At 72.3% G+C, this 15,752-nt stretch carries 12 protein-coding genes; 8 read left to right on the forward strand and 4 right to left on the reverse strand.

Features of this window, described 5'->3' with window-relative positions:
• Positions 1–83: 83 nt before the first annotated feature.
• Entirely contained in the window at positions 84–611 is a 528-nt protein-coding gene (locus AB0C35_RS31960; RefSeq protein ID WP_358464081.1) for a CGNR zinc finger domain-containing protein, read from the forward strand.
• 67 nt (positions 612–678) lie between these two features.
• Entirely contained in the window at positions 679–2,019 is a 1,341-nt protein-coding gene (locus tag AB0C35_RS31965) for an aromatic acid exporter family protein (RefSeq protein WP_358464084.1), read from the forward strand.
• Between the two features lie 9 nt (positions 2,020–2,028).
• Here AB0C35_RS31965 and AB0C35_RS31970 read toward each other — a convergent pair whose 3' ends face one another.
• Positions 2,029–3,504, reverse strand: coding sequence for a hypothetical protein (locus AB0C35_RS31970; protein ID WP_358464087.1), 1,476 nt, complete (start codon positions 3,502–3,504; stop codon positions 2,029–2,031).
• 170 nt (positions 3,505–3,674) lie between these two features.
• On the opposite strand from AB0C35_RS31970, the gene AB0C35_RS31975 reads away from it, so the two are divergent.
• Positions 3,675–5,204, forward strand: coding sequence for an ABC transporter substrate-binding protein (locus AB0C35_RS31975; protein ID WP_358464090.1), 1,530 nt, complete (start codon positions 3,675–3,677; stop codon positions 5,202–5,204).
• A gap of 56 nt (positions 5,205–5,260) precedes the next feature.
• On the forward strand, positions 5,261–6,283 hold the full coding sequence (locus AB0C35_RS31980) for a LacI family DNA-binding transcriptional regulator (RefSeq protein WP_358464093.1): 1,023 nt from the start codon (positions 5,261–5,263) through the stop codon (positions 6,281–6,283).
• A 103-nt stretch (positions 6,284–6,386) separates the two neighbouring features.
• Here AB0C35_RS31980 and AB0C35_RS31985 read toward each other — a convergent pair whose 3' ends face one another.
• Positions 6,387–7,439 carry a polysaccharide deacetylase family protein gene (locus AB0C35_RS31985; protein WP_358464096.1) on the reverse strand — a complete coding sequence of 351 codons (1,053 nt, stop codon included), beginning with the start codon at positions 7,437–7,439 and terminating at the stop codon, positions 6,387–6,389.
• Positions 7,440–7,691: 252 nt separating this feature from the next.
• Between AB0C35_RS31985 and AB0C35_RS31990 the strand changes: the two genes are divergently transcribed.
• Together AB0C35_RS31990 and AB0C35_RS31995 are read left to right on the forward strand one after the other, a co-directional pair.
• A complete protein-coding gene (locus tag AB0C35_RS31990; protein ID WP_358464099.1) occupies positions 7,692–8,264 on the forward strand; it encodes a TetR/AcrR family transcriptional regulator in 573 nt (190 codons plus the stop codon).
• A 13-nt stretch (positions 8,265–8,277) separates the two neighbouring features.
• Positions 8,278–9,063, forward strand: coding sequence for an MBL fold metallo-hydrolase (locus AB0C35_RS31995; RefSeq protein WP_358464102.1), 786 nt, complete (start codon positions 8,278–8,280; stop codon positions 9,061–9,063).
• On the opposite strand, the gene AB0C35_RS32000 is transcribed toward AB0C35_RS31995, so the two are convergent.
• Positions 9,054–11,294 (reverse strand): ATP-dependent RecD-like DNA helicase, encoded by a 2,241-nt coding sequence (locus AB0C35_RS32000; RefSeq protein ID WP_358464313.1) that lies wholly within the window; start codon positions 11,292–11,294, stop codon positions 9,054–9,056. The genes AB0C35_RS31995 and AB0C35_RS32000 overlap by 10 nt on opposite strands.
• Before the next feature lie 129 nt (positions 11,295–11,423).
• Here AB0C35_RS32000 and AB0C35_RS32005 point away from each other — a divergent pair, with 129 nt between their 5' ends.
• Both AB0C35_RS32005 and AB0C35_RS32010 read left to right on the forward strand, forming a co-directional pair.
• Positions 11,424–13,550: a M28 family peptidase gene (locus tag AB0C35_RS32005; RefSeq protein WP_358464105.1), complete on the forward strand. Its 2,127-nt coding sequence runs from the start codon at positions 11,424–11,426 to the stop codon at positions 13,548–13,550.
• The gene (locus AB0C35_RS32010; protein WP_358464107.1) at positions 13,547–14,617 is read left to right on the forward strand and encodes an aldose epimerase family protein; all 1,071 of its coding nucleotides are present in this window, start codon (positions 13,547–13,549) and stop codon (positions 14,615–14,617) included. Before AB0C35_RS32005 ends, AB0C35_RS32010 begins: the two co-directional genes overlap by 4 nt.
• On the opposite strand, the gene mtnA is transcribed toward AB0C35_RS32010, so the two are convergent.
• Positions 14,596–15,630 (reverse strand): S-methyl-5-thioribose-1-phosphate isomerase, encoded by a 1,035-nt coding sequence (gene mtnA / locus AB0C35_RS32015; RefSeq protein ID WP_358464110.1) that lies wholly within the window; start codon positions 15,628–15,630, stop codon positions 14,596–14,598. The genes AB0C35_RS32010 and mtnA overlap by 22 nt on opposite strands.
• Between the last annotated feature and the right edge of the window lie 122 nt (positions 15,631–15,752).

Consider the following 15,752-nt stretch of genomic DNA (forward strand, 5'->3'; position numbering starts at 1 on the left):
CTAAGATGATGTTTACAGCATGACATGTCAGCGGAGGCCATGGCAATGCGGATGATGCGGATGATGCGGACAGGGCACTGCGGATGACCGGGTACAAGAGCCACGGCGTGGCCGCCGCGGCGGCACTGGTGAACGCCGTCACCGGCGCGGACGGCGACGACTCCCCGGACGGGCTGCGCCGGATCCTGCGCGAGAACGAGTTCTTCTGGCGCGAGTTCGAGGACGCCGACGCCGCCGACTTCCGGCGCTGGGGCCGGATCCTGCGGCCGTTCTTCGAGGCCGCCCGCGTCGAGGACGCGATGGCGCTGCTGAACGGGCTCATGCTGGAGATCCCCATGCACCCGCATCTCGCCGACCACAAGCCGCACGGCCTGCACATGCACTACGCGCCGCCCTCGTCCCGGCTCCCGGACCGCTTCCGCGCGACCACGCTGATGAACCTCGCCGAGCTGATCGTCGACCACGGCCTCGGCCGGACGGGCGTCTGCGCGGCGGACGGCTGCGACCGCGTGTACGCCGACACGTCCCGGGCGGGGCGGCGCCGCTTCTGTTCCGAGGCGTGCGCGAACCGCACGAACGTCGCCGCCTTCCGCGCCCGCCGCCGCACCTGAGCCGGCGCGGACCCATCCGGATCCGGGTTTTGCCGCGATATTGCCCGAGCGCGGGAAGGACCCCGGGATGGCACCTGCGTTCTTCCGCCGCCGCGACCGTCCAGGCCGGGCCGGCCGGCGCGACCGGGCCGGCCGGTCGCCGCTGCACGTGGCGACGGAGGTGCAGTCCGCCGTCTTCCGCATCGCCCGGCTGACGATCACCGCCACCGTGTCCTTCGTGCTGGCCCTGGCGATCCTGCCGCCGGGCGGCCCGAAGCCGCTGCTGTCGCCGCTGACCGCGCTGCTGGTCGTCCAGTTCTCCGTCTACCAGACGATCAGGGCGAGCATCCTGCGGGTCGCGGCGGTCACCTCCGGGGTGCTGGTCGCGGTGCTGGCGTCGAGCACCATCGGTTTCTCCTGGTGGACGCTCGGGCTGACCATCCTCGCCGCGCTCGTCATCGGGCACGTGCTGCGGCTGCGCGAGCACGTGCTGGAGGCGCCGATCAGCGCGATGCTGATCTTCGCGCTGGGGGCGGCCAGCGAGGCCGGCGCCACCACCCGCGTCCTGGAGACGCTGATCGGCGCGGCCACCGGGCTGGCGGCGACGCTGCTGGCGCCGTCGGTGCGCGTCCGCCCCGCCGAGGAGGCCGTCCAGGACGTCACCGAGAAGCTGCGGCGGCTGATCGAGGAGATCGCCGACGGGCTGCGGGGCGAACCCGCCGAGGACGAGGCGGCCCGCTGGCAGGACGCGGCCGAGCAGCTCGCCCGCGAGATCGGCCGCACCGACCGGGAGCTCAGCGCGGCGGAGGAGAGCGTCGCGCTCAACCCGCGGACGCGGGCGCGGCGGCTCATCGACGCCGGGGTCGCGCTGCGCAACGCCATGGAGACGATCGAGCACTTCACCCTCTCGCTGCGCGGCCTGACCCGGTCGCTGGCCGACGACGAGCGGTTCGGCGAGCACGGGCGGCTGCTGACCGACCCGGCGGTCCGCCGCGAACTCGGCGACGCCCTGGCCGGGATCGCCGCGAGCGTCGCCGCCTACGGCCGGCTCGCCCGCTCCGACCTGGCCCGCGACGCCCGGCCGTTCCTGGCCGAGCACGATCTCGAAACGCGGGTCGACGTCGCCCGCGAGCGCCGCGCCCGGCTCGCCCGCAGGCTGCACGAGCGGGCCGCGTCCGGGGACCTGTGGCCGCTGTACGGCGAGGTGTCCATGGACGTCGACCGCCTCGTCGAGCACCTGCGGGTCGAGCACCGGGCCCGCGCCCGGGAGCACTGGCGGCGGCACCGCGGCCCGTCCCGGCATCTGCCCCCGCGGCCCGTCCGCGTCGTCCAGCAGGCCGGTCACCAGCTGCGCAGGGCCGCCGAGTCGGCCGTCGCCGCGGCCGAGCGGAGCGCCAGGGAGTCCGACGACCCCGACCAGCCGCCCTGACCGCGCGGCTCAGCGGAAGGTCGGCTCCAGGACGTCGATGCCGCGGTTGTTGTCGGCGACGTAGACGTACCTGCCGTGCCAGTACGGCTGCCAGGACGAGGCGTCGGCCGGACGGTAGTAGGCGACCTGCCTCGGGTTCGTGGGGTCGCGGACGTCCAGGAACCGGGTGCCCTGCGCGTAGAACGACTGCACGACCACGCCGTCGCGGACGTCGAAGTAGTGGGCCGAGCAGTCCGTGCTCTCAGGGTCGCTGCCCTCCTTGCCCGCGACGCCCCATGTGCCGATGGTGCGCAGGCGGAACGGGTCGTCCGGCGTGGACCGCCAGCCCTCACCGTCGTAGGAGCCCTTCAGCGACGCGATGACGAGCAGGCCGTCGTTGGCGCAGCCCTCGCTGAACGTCTCCTCGGTGACGTACAGCAGCTTGCCGTTGCCCCACCTGCGCGGGTCGGCGGCCTGGTTCCGCGTGCGGCCGACCGCGCGGTAGCTGTTGTGCATGAACGCGGAGTTGGTGGTGGCCTCGTCCAGGCCGCCGCCCGCGTAGGGGACGGGGTCGTAGGCGGTGGCCCTGCGCCACCTCTTCTCCACCGGGTCGTAGTGCCGGCCCCTGGTGTGGTAGCCGCGCACGCCGCCGCGTCCGGACGCCCACGCGATCCCGCTGGAGTCGACCTGGATGTCGTGGGTGTAGTCGGTCTTGCCGTCGTTGCGGCCCGTGTCGATCGGCTTCTCGAAGACCTTCGGCTCGGCGGGGTCGCGGACGTCGGTGACCCAGACGGGCCGTCCGCCCCAGTCCTCCGGCATCCAGTCCGCCTTGGCGGGACCGCCCGTCCACAGATACCTGCAGTCGTTCACGCAGGTGGTGGTGTGGCCGGCGGGGACCTTCACGTAGGTGATCTGCCGCAGGCTCTCCGGCTTGGAGGCGTCCACGACGTAGATGCCCGACTCGCCGGTCCGGGTGTCGCCGCCGAACGCGCGCGGGTCCCGGGACAGGTAGATGATCTTGCGTTCGGGGTCGAAGTCGGTGTCCTCGGTCTCCCACATGCCCGGCATGCTGAGCTGCCCGACGAGCTTGGGGACGCGGGGGTCGGCGGTGACGTCGAAGGCCTTCAGCCCGTACGTGCCGGTCGCGTACATGATCGTGCGCTTGTGCCGGCCGTGGCCGTAGTCCATGAACATCAGCGAGATCGTGCCCTCGACGCCGGACACCCCGCCGACGCGGCGCACGCCCTTGATCGCCTCGGACTTCGCGGCGGCCGCGTCCGCCCGGTGGTAGTGCCCGGCGTGGCGGGCGCCGGTGCCCTCGCCTTCGGCGGCGGTGATCTGCTTGTCGTTGCCCTGGGGATCTCCGGGCGGGCACGCCCAGGCGGTCCCGGCCATCAGCGCCAGGGACGCCGCGACCGCGCCGCCGCCCTGGAGCAGGCGCTTGGCGGTGTCGCCGGCGGGAGTACGAGTGGTGCCGACGGCGGAATGAGATGTGCGGGGGAGCATCACGCCTCCACGGGAGGGGATTTCGCAAGCGCCAGTGTGAACGGCGCCGCACGCTTGATCAACAGCCGGTCGGGTCACGAAATGGACTCAGGACCGTAAGGACTGGTCGGACCTGTCGCGCTGCCGTACGCTCCTCGGCGTCCGCCCCCTCCGGCTCCCAGGAGAGGCCGATGAAGAGCTCCACGCGCACCGCGGCCCTGGTCACCGGGGCCGTCGTGGTGCTGCTGGCCCCGGTCGCGGCCCTGAAGGCGTGGAGCGAACCGGCCGACCCGCGGATCTCGGTCGGCGCGCCCGCCCCCGCGACGCTGCTGCCCGGCGACGTCCGCGACACCGCCGGCCGGATGATCGCGAACGCGGTGTGGACGGGCCTGGTCTCCTACGACCCGCGCACCGGCGCTCCCGCGAACGCCGCCGCCGCGTCGATCACCAGCCCGGACCGGCGGGTCTGGACGATCAGGCTGCGTCCCGGCGCGACGTTCCAGGACGGCTCGCGCGTCACGTCCCGCTCCTTCGCCGGCGCCTGGACGGCCGTCGTGCGCGAAGGCTGGGCCGGGGCGCGGCTGCTCACCGAGGTCGCGCACGTCAAGGGCGCCCGGCGCGGCGCGGACGAGGTACCCGGCATCGAGGTCGAGGACGAGCTGACCTTCGAGGTGACGCTCGACCGTCCGCTGAACGGCTTTCCCGCCCTGCTCGGCGACCCCGCGTTCTTCCCGGTCCCCGAGAGCGTCCTGGAGTCGCGGGACTGGGCGTCCTACGGGCGGAAACCGGTGGGCAACGGCCCGTTCCGCGTCGCGTCCCGGAACGCGCGGGAGATCGTCCTCGAGCGCCGCTCCGGGGACGGCCGTCCGGTGGTCGTCAAGGCGATGCCGGACGCGCTCGCGCAGTACCGCGCCGCGGCGGCCGGTGAGCTGGACGTCGCCACGCGGGTGCCGCCCGCCCGCCACGAGTCGATGGAGGCCGAGTTCGGCGACCGCCACCTCACCGTCCCCGGGCGGGAGGTGACCCACCTGGCGTTCCCCGGCTGGGAGGAGCGCCTCGCCTCCCCCACCCTCCGGCACGCGCTGTCGATGGCGATCGACCGTTCCGCGGTGACGGAGGGGCCGCTCGGTCACCAGTACTCCCCCGCCGACGCGCTGGTCGCGCCCGGCATCCGGCCCGGCAGCCGCGAGGGCCAGTGCCGCCACTGCGTCCACGACACCAAGGCCGCCGTCGCCGCGCTCGCCGACGCGGGCGGGCTGACCGGGCCGCTGAACCTCTGGTACGAGGCGGACCGGGGCGACGACGCCTGGGTGAAGGCCGTCGCCGCACAGCTCCGCGGGGAGCTCAAGCTCGACGCGCGGCCCCATCCGGTCACCGGCCTCCGCAAGGCCCTGGACGACCGGGAGGTGGACGGGCCGTTCGTCGTCCACACGACCGCCGCCTACCCCGCCCCCGTCGCCGCCCTCGCCCCGCTGCTGGAGGCCGGGACCGGCTTCGACGGCGAGGACGCCCGCGGGCTCGTCGCGGAGGCGGAGGGCGCCGGGGACCCCGGCGAAGGCGTGATCCCGGCGCGGCTCGCGGAGAGCGACATGCTGCGCGCCATGCCGCTCATGCCGCTGTGGTCCCATCATGATCATTTGGTCTGGTCGGAGCGGGTGCGGGGCGTCACCGCGGACGCCTTCACCGGCCTCCGCCTCGACGCCTTGAACGTCGAGGACTGACCCGGCGCGGGGGCCCCAACTTTCGGTGGAACCTTCGAGATCTCTATGCTTCGGACATGCAACAGGACGAGGATTCCGGCCGGGTGACCCTGGCCCAGGTGGCCGATCAGGCCGGTGTCTCCGTTTCGACCGTCTCGAAAGTTTTGAACGGGCGCGAGGACGTGGCGCGCAAGACCCGCCTGCGGGTCGAGCGGCTGCTGGAGCACCACGGCTACCAGCGGGGCGTGCGGTCGGCCCCCGACGCCCCGCTCATCGAGATCGTCCTGCACGAGATCGAGAGCCTGTGGACGATGGAGCTGATCCGCGGGGTGGAGAGCGTCGCCAAGGCCAACGACGCGAGCGTGGTGCTGACCGAGAGCGGCACCCGGCACTCCCCCGGCCCCGAGTGGATCAGCGGGGTGCTGCGCCGCCGCCCCCTCGGCGTCGTGCTGCTGTTCTCCAGCCTCGCGCCGGAGTACAAGAAGCGGCTGCGGTCCCGCTCGATCCCGTTCGTCATCATCGACCCGGCCGGGGACCCCGAGCCGGACGTCCCCTCGGTCGGGTCGGCCAACTGGTCCGGCGGCCTGGCGGCTACCCGGCATCTCATCGACCAGGGCCACCGACGCATCGCGATCATCACCGGGCCCGAGGACATGCTGTGCTCCATCGCGCGGCTGGACGGGTTCCGCTCGGCGATGAGCATGGCGGGACTGGACGTCGATCCGTCCCTGGTCGCCTACGGCGACTTCCACGTGCAGGGCGGGTTCGAGCGGGCGATGGAACAGCTCGGGCGGCCCGACCGGCCGACGGCGATCTTCGCCGGGAGCGACCTTCAGGCGCTCGGGGTGCTGGAGGCAGCGCGCGTGCACGGGCTGCGCGTCCCGGACGATCTGTCGGTGGTGGGGTACGACGACGTCGCGGTCGCCCCGTGGGCCAGCCCCGCCCTGACGACCGTCCACCAGCCGCTGCGGCAGATGGCGGAGTCCGCCACCCAGATCCTTCTCGGCATCCGGGCCGGAGAGGCCGTCGCCACCCGCCTGGAGCTGTCCACCAGCCTCGTGGTCCGCAAGAGCACCGCCCCGCCGCCCGTCACGGAGTGAGGCCCCGGCGACGGCGACGGCGACCGCCTTCCCGCGGCCGGGGCCTGGCCGCGGGAAGGCGTGCCTGCGGGGGGCGGGCGGTTCGGGTCTTGCGCGGGTCAGGTCATGCGGTCCGGCAGGAGACCGACGGCCAGTTCCAGTTGCCGTGGTGCATGATCGTGAAGCCGAAGGAGTTGCCGGCGCCGTTCGGCCTCATCGTCATCACGTTCCCGCTGGAGTCCCAGGTGGGCGACCCGTTCCAGGTCGCGATGATCTCCTGCGGGTACTGCACGGTCACGGTGACGATCCAGTCGTTCGTCCCGGAGACGCCGACCGACAGGTTGAACCGGTCGCTCCACTGCTGCCCCGGCGAGATCTGCGCGGTGCAGGAGCCGCCGCCGGGCGGGGGCGGGTCGTCGTCGCCGCCACCGCCGCCGGTCGGGGCCACGGCCCGGCCGGTGGCCGCGGAGATCATTCCGGCGCACAGGTTGCGGCTCGCGAGGTTCGCCGCGATCTGCGGGACGGCCGCGATCGTCGTGGAGTAGCCGTCGTGCATGAGGATGACCTGGCCGTTCTGGAGGGAGCCGGCCCGCTGCACGATCTGGGCGGTGGACGCGCCGTTCCAGTCCTGGGAGTCGACGTCCCACAGGACCTCGGTCAGGCCGAGCTGCTGCTCGACGGCCCGCACCGTGGAGTTCGTCTCCCCGTACGGGGGCCGGAACAGCCGGGGCGCCGTCCCGGTGATCTGCTGGAGGGTCTGCTGCGTCCGCTGCAGCTCCGACAAGACCTGTGACTGCGGCATCTGCGTCAGATGCGGGTGGGACCAGCTGTGGTTGGCGATCCACATGCCCGCGCTCTTCTGCGCGTTGACCAGCGACGGATTGTTCTGGGCGTTCTGCCCGGTGTTGAACATCGTGGCCCGCAGGCCGTTCTGCTGCAGCGCGGACAGCAGGGCCGCCGTCTGGCCCGTGGGGCCGTCGTCGAAGGTCAGGCCCACATAGCCCGCGCTGCAGTCGGCGGCGGCAGCGGGCTGATGGCCGGTCTGGAGCGCCGTGGCGGACGCCGTGGCGCCGGTGGCGGCCGCGCCGACCGTGAGTCCGGCCATGAGCGCGGCGGCGAGGGCGAGGCGGCGGAGGGTGCGTGCGGGTCTGCCGCGCAGGGGAGCGTGTTCGGTCATCTGTGTTCCTCCAGCGGAACGGACAGGACGGGGCGGGGCCGTCCTCTGGCCGGACCTCATTGTGAGAACGCCGCCGAAAGGTGTCAATACTTCGAAAGGCACTTTCGAATTCCAAGACCGGTACTTCTGGTTGGACAGATTGATGACGTGCAGAAATCGTGTCGAAATGTTTCGAGATCGTGAAAAGTCGATGTGATCCGCTGGAAGCGATCGAGGTTGAATAAATAGACCGGTCGTCCTAGTCTCGGGTCCATGGCACCCAGGGGCGAGACGAGAGAGCGGGTCCTGCGGACGGCGGCGGACCTCTTCCAGCGGCAGGGCTACCACGGCACCGGCCTCAACCAGGTCCTCGCGGACAGCGGGGCGCCGAGAGGCTCGCTGTACTTCCACTTCCCGGAGGGCAAGGAGCAGCTCGCGTCCGAGTCGGTGGCGCTGTCCGGGCGGACGGTGAGCGGCGCGCTCGCCGAGGCCGTCCTCGCCGCGCCCGACGCCCGCGCCGGACTCGCCGCCCTCGGGGAGCACTTCGCGCGCAGCCTCCTGGACTCGGACTTCGGCAAGGGCTGCCCGGTCGCGACCGTGGCGCTCGAGACGGCCGCCGAGAGCGAGACCATCCGGGCCGCCTGCGAGGCCGCCTACGACGAGTGGCAGAGCGGCATCGCGGTCGCGCTGCGCGGATGGGGCGTCCCCGGGGAGCGGGCCGAGCCGCTGGCCGCGCTGGTCCTGTCGTCCCTGCAAGGCGCCGTCATGCTCGCCCGCGTGCGGCGCGACGTGTCCGTCATCCACCAGGTCACACGGCAGCTCAGCGAGCTGGCCCGGCCGGAATAGCCGAGGAGACCCCATGCGCGTTCATCATCTCGACTGCGCCCCCATGCTGGAGATCGAGCCCGCCGAAGGGCCGGGGAGCGCGCTGAGCCCGGCGCGGGCCGCCGGGCACGTCCTGCTGATCGAGACGGACACGGCGGGGCTCGTCCTCGTGGACGCAGGGATCGGCCTGGAGGACATCGAGCACCCGTCCGAACGGCTTCTGGACGACTGGGTCGCGATGGCGGGGCCCACGCTCGATCCGTCGGCGACCGCCGTCCGGCAGGTCGAGGCCCTCGGGTACTCCCCCGCCGACGTCCGGCACATCGCGCCGACCCACCTGCACCGCGACCACGCCGGCGGGCTGAGCGACTTCCCGGACGCGGCGGTGCACCTGTTCGAGGCGGAGCGGGCGGACGGCGGCAAGACCCCGGCGCAGCTCGCCCACGGACCGAAATGGGTCGTCTACGAGGACGGGCGGGGCGACACCTGGCAGGGGTTCGGCGGCGTCCGGTCCCTAGAGGGCGTGCCCGAGGACATCCTGCTTGTCCCGCTTGGCGGTCACACCCCCGGGCACGCGGGCGTCGCGGTGCGGGACGGGGATCGCTGGCTGCTGCACGCGGGCGACGCGTACATGTACCACGGCGAGGTCGACCGCCCCGAGCCGGTCACGCATCCGCTGATGGAGCTCGTCCAGGCCGCCGGCGAGGTGGACCGGGATCTACGGCTCGCGAACGTCGACCGGCTGCGGGCGCTGGCGCTCGGCGGGGAGGTCGAGGTGTTCTGCGCCCACGACCCCTGGGAGCTGCGGCGTTACCGCTGAGATAGGCGATGCGCCAGGGCGGTGTGGCGGCGGCCCGCACCGGCCGTCCGCACGGCCGCGGCGAGGGCCCGGCGCGACCCGACGAGGACGACGAGCTTCTTCGCGCGGGTGATCCCGGTGTACAGGAGGTTGCGGCGCAGCATCATCCACGCGCCGGTCGTGAGCGGGATGACGACGGCCGGGTACTCGCTGCCCTGCGACCGGTGGATCGTGATCGAGTAGGCGTGGGCGAGCTCGTCCAACTCGTCGAAGGCGTAGTCGATGCTCTCGTCCTCGTCGGTCACGACGGTGAGGGACTGCTCTTCGAGGGAGACGGACGCGACGACGCCGACCGTGCCGTTGAAGACGCCCGCCTCGCCCTTGTCGTAGTTGTTGCGCAGCTGGGTGACCTTGTCGCCCACGCGGAAGACGCGTCCGCCGTAGCGGCGTTCGGGACGCGCGTCGTCGTGCGGCGTCAGGGCCTCCTGCAAGAGCGTGTTCAGGGACCCGGCGCCCGCGGCGCCCCGGTGCATGGGCGCGAGGACCTGGACGTCGCGGCGCGGGTCGAGGCCGAACTTGCGGGGGATGCGGTTGGCGACGACGTCCACGGTCATCTCGGCCGCCTCGTCCTGCTCCTCGCACGGGAACAGGAAGAAGTCGGGGTAGCCGCGGGTGTGGGGATGGTCGCCGGAGTTGACGCGGTGCGCGTTGACGACGATGCCGGACTGCTGCGCCTGCCGGAAGATCTTCGTGAGCCGGACGCGCGGGATCACCTCCGCGGCGAGCAGGTCGGCCAGCACCTCGCCCGCGCCGACGGACGGGAGCTGGTCGACGTCCCCGACGAGCAGCAGGTGCGCGCCGCGCGGGATCGCCTTCACGAGCTTGTTCGCGAGGATCAGGTCGACCATCGAGCTCTCGTCCACCACGACCAGGTCGGCGTCCAGGGGATTGTCCTGGTCGAACTTGGGGTCCCCTCCGGGCTGGAGCTGGAGGAGGCGGTGGACGGTCGCGGCCTCGTGCCCGGTCAGCTCGGCGAGGCGCTTGGCGGCCCGCCCGGTCGGCGCCACGAGCACGATCTTCGCGTGCTTCGCGGCGGCCAGTTCCACCACCGAGCGGACGGTGAAGCTCTTGCCGCAGCCGGGGCCGCCGGTCAGCACCGACACCTTCGACGTCAGCGCGAGCCTGACCGCCTCCTCCTGCTCGGAGGCGAGGGCCTGGCCGGTGCGCCGCTTCAGCCACGGCAGCGCCTTGTCCCAGTCGACGCCGTCGAACGCCTTCAGCCGGTCGGCGGGCGCGTCCAGCAGGTCCAGCAGGCCGCGGGCGAGTGACCGCTCGGCCCGGTGGAACGGCACCAGGTACACGGCGGGGATCGTCGCGGCGTCCTCCCCCGGCCCCGGGATCGGCTCCCGGACGACGCCCTCGTCGCGGGCCAGCTCGTCCAGCGCCGGGACGATCAGCTCCCGCTCCACGCCGAGGATCTTCTCGGCCGCCGTGACGAGGTTCGGCTCCGGCAGGAAGCAGTGGCCGTCGTCGGCGGCCTCCGACAGCGTGTACTGGAGCCCCGCCTTGATCCGCTCGGGGCTGTCGTGGGGGATGCCGACGGCCTGCGCGATCGTGTCGGCCGTCTTGAACCCGATGCCCCACACGTCCGACGCGAGCCGGTACGGCTCCCGGCGGACGGTGTCGACGGACTTGTCGCCGTACTTCTTGTAGATGCGGACGGCCAGGGACGTGGAGACGCCGACGCCCTGCAGGAAGACCATCACCTCCTTGATGGCCTTCTGCTCCTCCCACGCCTCCCCGATGCGCTTGGTGCGCTTGGGGCCGAGGCCCTGGACCTCCACGAGGCGTTCGGGTTCCTCCTCGATGATCCGGAGGATGTCGGTGCCGAAATGCCCGACCATCCGGTCGGCCATCACCGGCCCGATCCCCTTGATCATGCCGGAGCCGAGGTAGCGGCGGATGCCCTGCACGGTCGCCGGCAGGACGGTCGTGTAGGAGTCGACCTCGAACTGCTTCCCGTACTTGGGATGCGACCGCCACCGTCCGACCAGGCGCAGGCTCTCCCCCACCTGCGCGCCGAGCAGGGCGCCCACGACGGTGAGCAGATCGCTGCCGCTCTTGGCGGTCGCCACCCGCGCCACGGTGTAGCCGGTGTCCTCGTTCGCGTAGGTGATCCGTTCCAGGACGGCCTCAAGTTCCGCAGGTCGCGGCGGCGTGGCGTGGGGCGAAGGGGAGGTCGGCACGACCATCATGATGGCCGATCCGGGGGTCGCTCTGGCCGGAACCGGCACACGTGCTGGATCTTCCGTTGATCAAGACGTACGTTCCGGGCGCACCCCGTCCAGCACCCACCAGAAGACGTACTGGAAGGTACCGCCGTGTTCAGCTCCCGAACACAGGCACTGGCGCCGCTGTGCGCCGCTGCCGTCTCGCTCACCCTCATCATGGCCGCGGCTCCCGCCACCGCGGCGTCCCCGAACGCCGGTCCGATCCCGGGCTTCACCGACGAGAACGCCGAATGGCAGCGCAAGTACGAGAAGCTGTTCAGCGCCGTCCCGTCCGCGCAGGCGGCCCGTGCCCTGGACGCCGAACTGGCGCGCGAACCGGGGCTCGCGACGACGACCGGTGACTGGCATCGCGTCCGCCGCATCGTCGCGCACTTCAGGTCGTACGGGCTCGAACCCGAGATCAAGACCTACTACGCCTACCTGTCCATGCCGGAGCGCGTGAAGGTCGAGATGACCGCGCCGCGCCACCGGACGCTGCCGGTCAAGGAGAAGAAGCGGCCCTGGCAGAAGCACTACGACGAGGTCATCCCGGGGCACAACGGGATGTCGCCGTCCGGGGACGTCCGGGGCGAGGTCGTGTACGCCAACTACGGGCGGCCCGAGGACTTCGCGCTGCTGGCGAAGCACGGCGTCTCGGTCAAGGGAAAGATCGTCCTCGCACGGTACGGGGCGGTGTTCCGCGGCGTGAAGCCCCGGGAGGCGGCCAAGCGGGGCGCGAAGGGCGTGCTCCTGTACTCCGACCCCGCCGACGACGGATTCACCAAGGGCGAGGTGTACCCGGACGGGCCGTGGCGCGCCCCGGACGGCATCCAGCGCGGCAGCGTCGCCCAGATCCAGCTCGCCGCCGGGGACCCGCAGACGCCCGGCTGGCCGTCGGTGAAGGGCGCGCACCGCATCCCGCCGTCGCAGGCCCCGATGCTGAAGGGGCTCATCCCGACGACGCCGATCTCCTATGGCGCGGCCGAGCCGCTGCTGCGGGCGCTGAAGGGCCCGCAAGTGCCGGACGAGTGGCAGGGCGGCCTGCCGTTCGACTACCGGTTCGGGCCGGGCGGGACGAAGGTCCACCTCGACCTGAAGAACGAGTTCGAGGTCCGTCCGCTGTGGAACGTCACGGTGCGCATCCCCGGAAGCCTCCACCCCGAGCAGGAGGTCATCCTCGGCGCACACCACGATTCCTGGGCGTACGGCAGCAGCGACAACCTCTCCGGCACGGAGAACGTGCTCCAGGTGGGCCGCGCTCTGGGGAAACTCCTCAAGAAGGGGTGGCGTCCTAAGCGCACCATCGTCCTGGCCACCTGGGACGGCGAGGAGTACGGCCTGTTCGGCTCCACCGAGTACGCCGAGCATCGGGCCCGGCAGCTCCGCAACGCCGTCGCGTACGTGAACATGGACGGCGCGGGAGGCTCGCAGTTCGGTGCCACGACGACGCCCGCGCTGGACAGGTCCGTCATCGACGCGACCAGGGAAGTGGAGTGGCCCGGCACCGACGGGACGCTGTACGAGGCGTGGAAGGCGCAGAACGACGGGAAGACGCCGATCGGCCGCATCGGCGGCGGCTCGGACTTCCAGGCGTTCTTCCAGCGGTACGGGGTGCCCGCGATGGACGTGGGCTCGTCCTCGCCGGGGAACGCCGGGAACTACCACTGCGCGTGCGACGACTTCTACTGGATGTCGCGCTTCGGCGACCCGGGCTGGGAGTACCACGCGGCCATGTCGCGGTTGGCCGGCATCGCGACGCTGCGGTTGGCGAACGCCGACGTCATCGCGCTCGGCTACCGTCCGTACGCGGAGGAGACCGTCCAGTACCTCAACGACTTCGTCCAGGAGCAGCGTGAGCGGCTGGGGCGCGTCGTCGTGGACGTCTCACGCGACATCGAGCAGGCCGCGGCGTGGCAGCGCGCCGCGAAGGCTCTGCAAACCCGCGCGGACGAGGCACTGCGCGAGGGCGACGAGGCCGCGTTCCGCCGCCTGAACGATAAGATCATGAAGACCGAGCGGGATCTGCTGACGCGGGCGGGCCTGCCGGGCCGTCCCTGGTACCGGCATCAGATCTACGCCCCCGGAATCGACACCGGCTACGCCACGCAGCGGCTGCCCGCACTCAACGGCGCCCTGTTCGTCGACGGGGACGTCCGCACCGCCAAGGCGTACGAGGCCCGGCTGTACCGCAGCCTGCGCGCCGCGACGCGCACCCTCGCCGCCCGAGGAGAGTCATGAAGCGAGCCATCGCCCAGGAGGACTTCGGCACTCTGGAGGACGGCACAACGGTCGACCGCTACAGCCTCACCAGCGGAAACGGCGTGCGCGTCCGGATCCTCACCTACGGCGGGATCGTGCAGACCGTCGAGACGCCGGACCGGCACGGCCGCGACGCCGACATCGTCCTCGGCTTCCCGGCGCTCCAGGACTACGTCGACCTAAACGAGCCCTACTTCGGCGCCATCGTCGGCCGTTACGCCAACCGCATCGCCAAGGGCGAGTTCACGCTGGACGGCGAGACGTACCGGCTGGCCGCGAACAACGGTGAGAACAGCCTGCACGGCGGCCCCGGCGGCTTCCACACGAAGGTCTGGGAGGCCCGCCCCATCGAGGCTGACGACAGCGTCGGCCTGCGTCTGGCGTACACCAGCCCCGACGGCGAGGAGAACTTCCCCGGCACGCTCGCGACCACCGTCACCTACACGCTCACGAGCGGCAACGAACTCCGGATCGACTACCACGCGACCACCGACCGGCCCACCATCGTCAACCTGACCAACCACGCGTACTTCAACCTCGCCGGCGAGGGCACGGGCGACGTCTACGACCACCGGCTGACGCTCAACGCGTCCCGCTACACGCCGGTGGACGCCGCCCTGATCCCGTCCGGTGAGCCGGCGTCCGTGGAGGGCACGCCGTTCGACTTCACGAGCCCGGACGGCATCGGCGAGCGGATCCGCGCGAACCACCCGCAGCTGCTCATCGCGCAGGGGTACGACCACAACTTCGTCATCGACCAGCCCCACCCGGGTCTGCTCACCGAGGTCGCCCGGGTCACCGAGCCGCGCACGGGACGCGTCCTGGAGGTCAGCACGACCGAGCCGGGCGTGCAGTTCTACACCGGCAACTTCCTCGACGGCTCCCTCGCCGGGACGGGAGGCCGCGTCTACCGGCAGGGCGACGGGTTCGCGCTGGAGACCCAGCACTTCCCCGACTCCCCCAACCGGCCGGACTTCCCGTCCACCGTCCTGCGTCCCGGCGAATCGTTCGACTCCACGACCGTCTACGCCTTCTCGGCCCGCTGAGCGGGCGTCTCGCCGGCTGAGACCTCCAGCACGCCCGTCTCGGTGGCCAGCGCGGTCACGAGGCGGGCGGGCGTGACGTCGAACGCGGGATTGAACGCGCCCGCCCCGGCGGGGGCGGTTCGCGCGCCGTCCCAGGTCAGGATCTCCTCGGGGGGACGCTCCTCGATGGGGATGCCGCCGCCGTCGGCGACGGACAGGTCGACGGTGCTCCACGGCGCGGCGACGACCAGCGGGATGCCCGCCGCCTCGCAGGCCAGCGCCACGCCGACCGAGCCGATCTTGTTGGCGGCGTCGCCGTTGGCGGCGACGCGGTCCGCCCCGATGACCGCCGCGTCCACGAGGCCGCGCAGGATCGTGCTCGCCGCCGCGGCGTCCGCCTGGACGACATAGGGGATCCCCTCCCGGTCCAGTTCCCACGCGGTGAGGCGGGCACCCTGGAGCAGCGGGCGGGTCTCGTCCACGTAGACGGTCTCGATGCGGCCTCTCGCGGACAGTGCCCGGACGACGCCGAGGGCCGTCCCCCACCCGGCCGTGGCGAGGGCGCCGGCGTTGCAGTGGGTGAGGACGCGCAGGGGCCGGTCTCCGACGGCGCCGAGGATCCAGTCCGCGCCGAACGCGCCGATGGCCCGGTTGCCGCGCACGTCCTCGTCCAGCAGCGCCTGGGCCTCGGCCGCGACCGCGTCGGCGCCCTTGGCGACTAACGGCAGCACGCGGTCGACGCCGGCGGCCAGGTTCACCGCGGTCGGCCGGGCCTCCCGGATGTGGGCGATCGCCGCGTCGCGCAGGGTGTCGTCCCAGCGCTCCCGCGCCGCCTGGCGCACGGCGATGGCGACGCCGAACGCGCCCGCCACGCCCAGCGCGGGGGCGCCGCGCACGACCAGCCGCCGGATCGCGTCCACGAGCGTGTCGACATCGCGGGCCACGACGTACTCCACCCGGGCGGGCAGGACGGTCTGGTCCAGCAGCCGCAGTCCGTCGCCCGTCCACGTGATGGCGCGCACGTCGCTCGTCATACCGTCCATGATGCCCGCAAAATCCCGCTAAGCCCCACGCCACCGGACTTTCAGGGCCCGGCGTCACACTCCGTGACCTGCGACAACTTGACACGGGTCGAACTTGTGTTCGAAATTGTGCG

Source organism: Spirillospora sp. NPDC048819 (assembly GCF_040650055.1).
Taxonomy (GTDB): Bacteria; Actinomycetota; Actinomycetes; order Streptosporangiales; family Streptosporangiaceae; genus Spirillospora.

What these genes read in the sequence shown, in the direction of transcription:
- AB0C35_RS31960 (WP_358464081.1), top strand. Translation starts at nt 84, where the DNA reads ATGACCGGGTACAAGAGCCACGGCGTGGCCGCCGCGGCGGCACTGGTG.
- AB0C35_RS31965 (WP_358464084.1), top strand. Translation starts at nt 679, where the DNA reads ATGGCACCTGCGTTCTTCCGCCGCCGCGACCGTCCAGGCCGGGCCGGC.
- AB0C35_RS31970 (WP_358464087.1), bottom strand. Translation starts at nt 3,504, where the DNA reads ATGCTCCCCCGCACATCTCATTCCGCCGTCGGCACCACTCGTACTCCC.
- AB0C35_RS31975 (WP_358464090.1), top strand. Translation starts at nt 3,675, where the DNA reads ATGAAGAGCTCCACGCGCACCGCGGCCCTGGTCACCGGGGCCGTCGTG.
- AB0C35_RS31980 (WP_358464093.1), top strand. Translation starts at nt 5,261, where the DNA reads ATGCAACAGGACGAGGATTCCGGCCGGGTGACCCTGGCCCAGGTGGCC.
- AB0C35_RS31985 (WP_358464096.1), bottom strand. Translation starts at nt 7,439, where the DNA reads ATGACCGAACACGCTCCCCTGCGCGGCAGACCCGCACGCACCCTCCGC.
- AB0C35_RS31990 (WP_358464099.1), top strand. Translation starts at nt 7,692, where the DNA reads ATGGCACCCAGGGGCGAGACGAGAGAGCGGGTCCTGCGGACGGCGGCG.
- AB0C35_RS31995 (WP_358464102.1), top strand. Translation starts at nt 8,278, where the DNA reads ATGCGCGTTCATCATCTCGACTGCGCCCCCATGCTGGAGATCGAGCCC.
- AB0C35_RS32000 (WP_358464313.1), bottom strand. Translation starts at nt 11,294, where the DNA reads ATGGTCGTGCCGACCTCCCCTTCGCCCCACGCCACGCCGCCGCGACCT.
- AB0C35_RS32010 (WP_358464107.1), top strand. Translation starts at nt 13,547, where the DNA reads ATGAAGCGAGCCATCGCCCAGGAGGACTTCGGCACTCTGGAGGACGGC.
- mtnA (WP_358464110.1), bottom strand. Translation starts at nt 15,630, where the DNA reads ATGACGAGCGACGTGCGCGCCATCACGTGGACGGGCGACGGACTGCGG.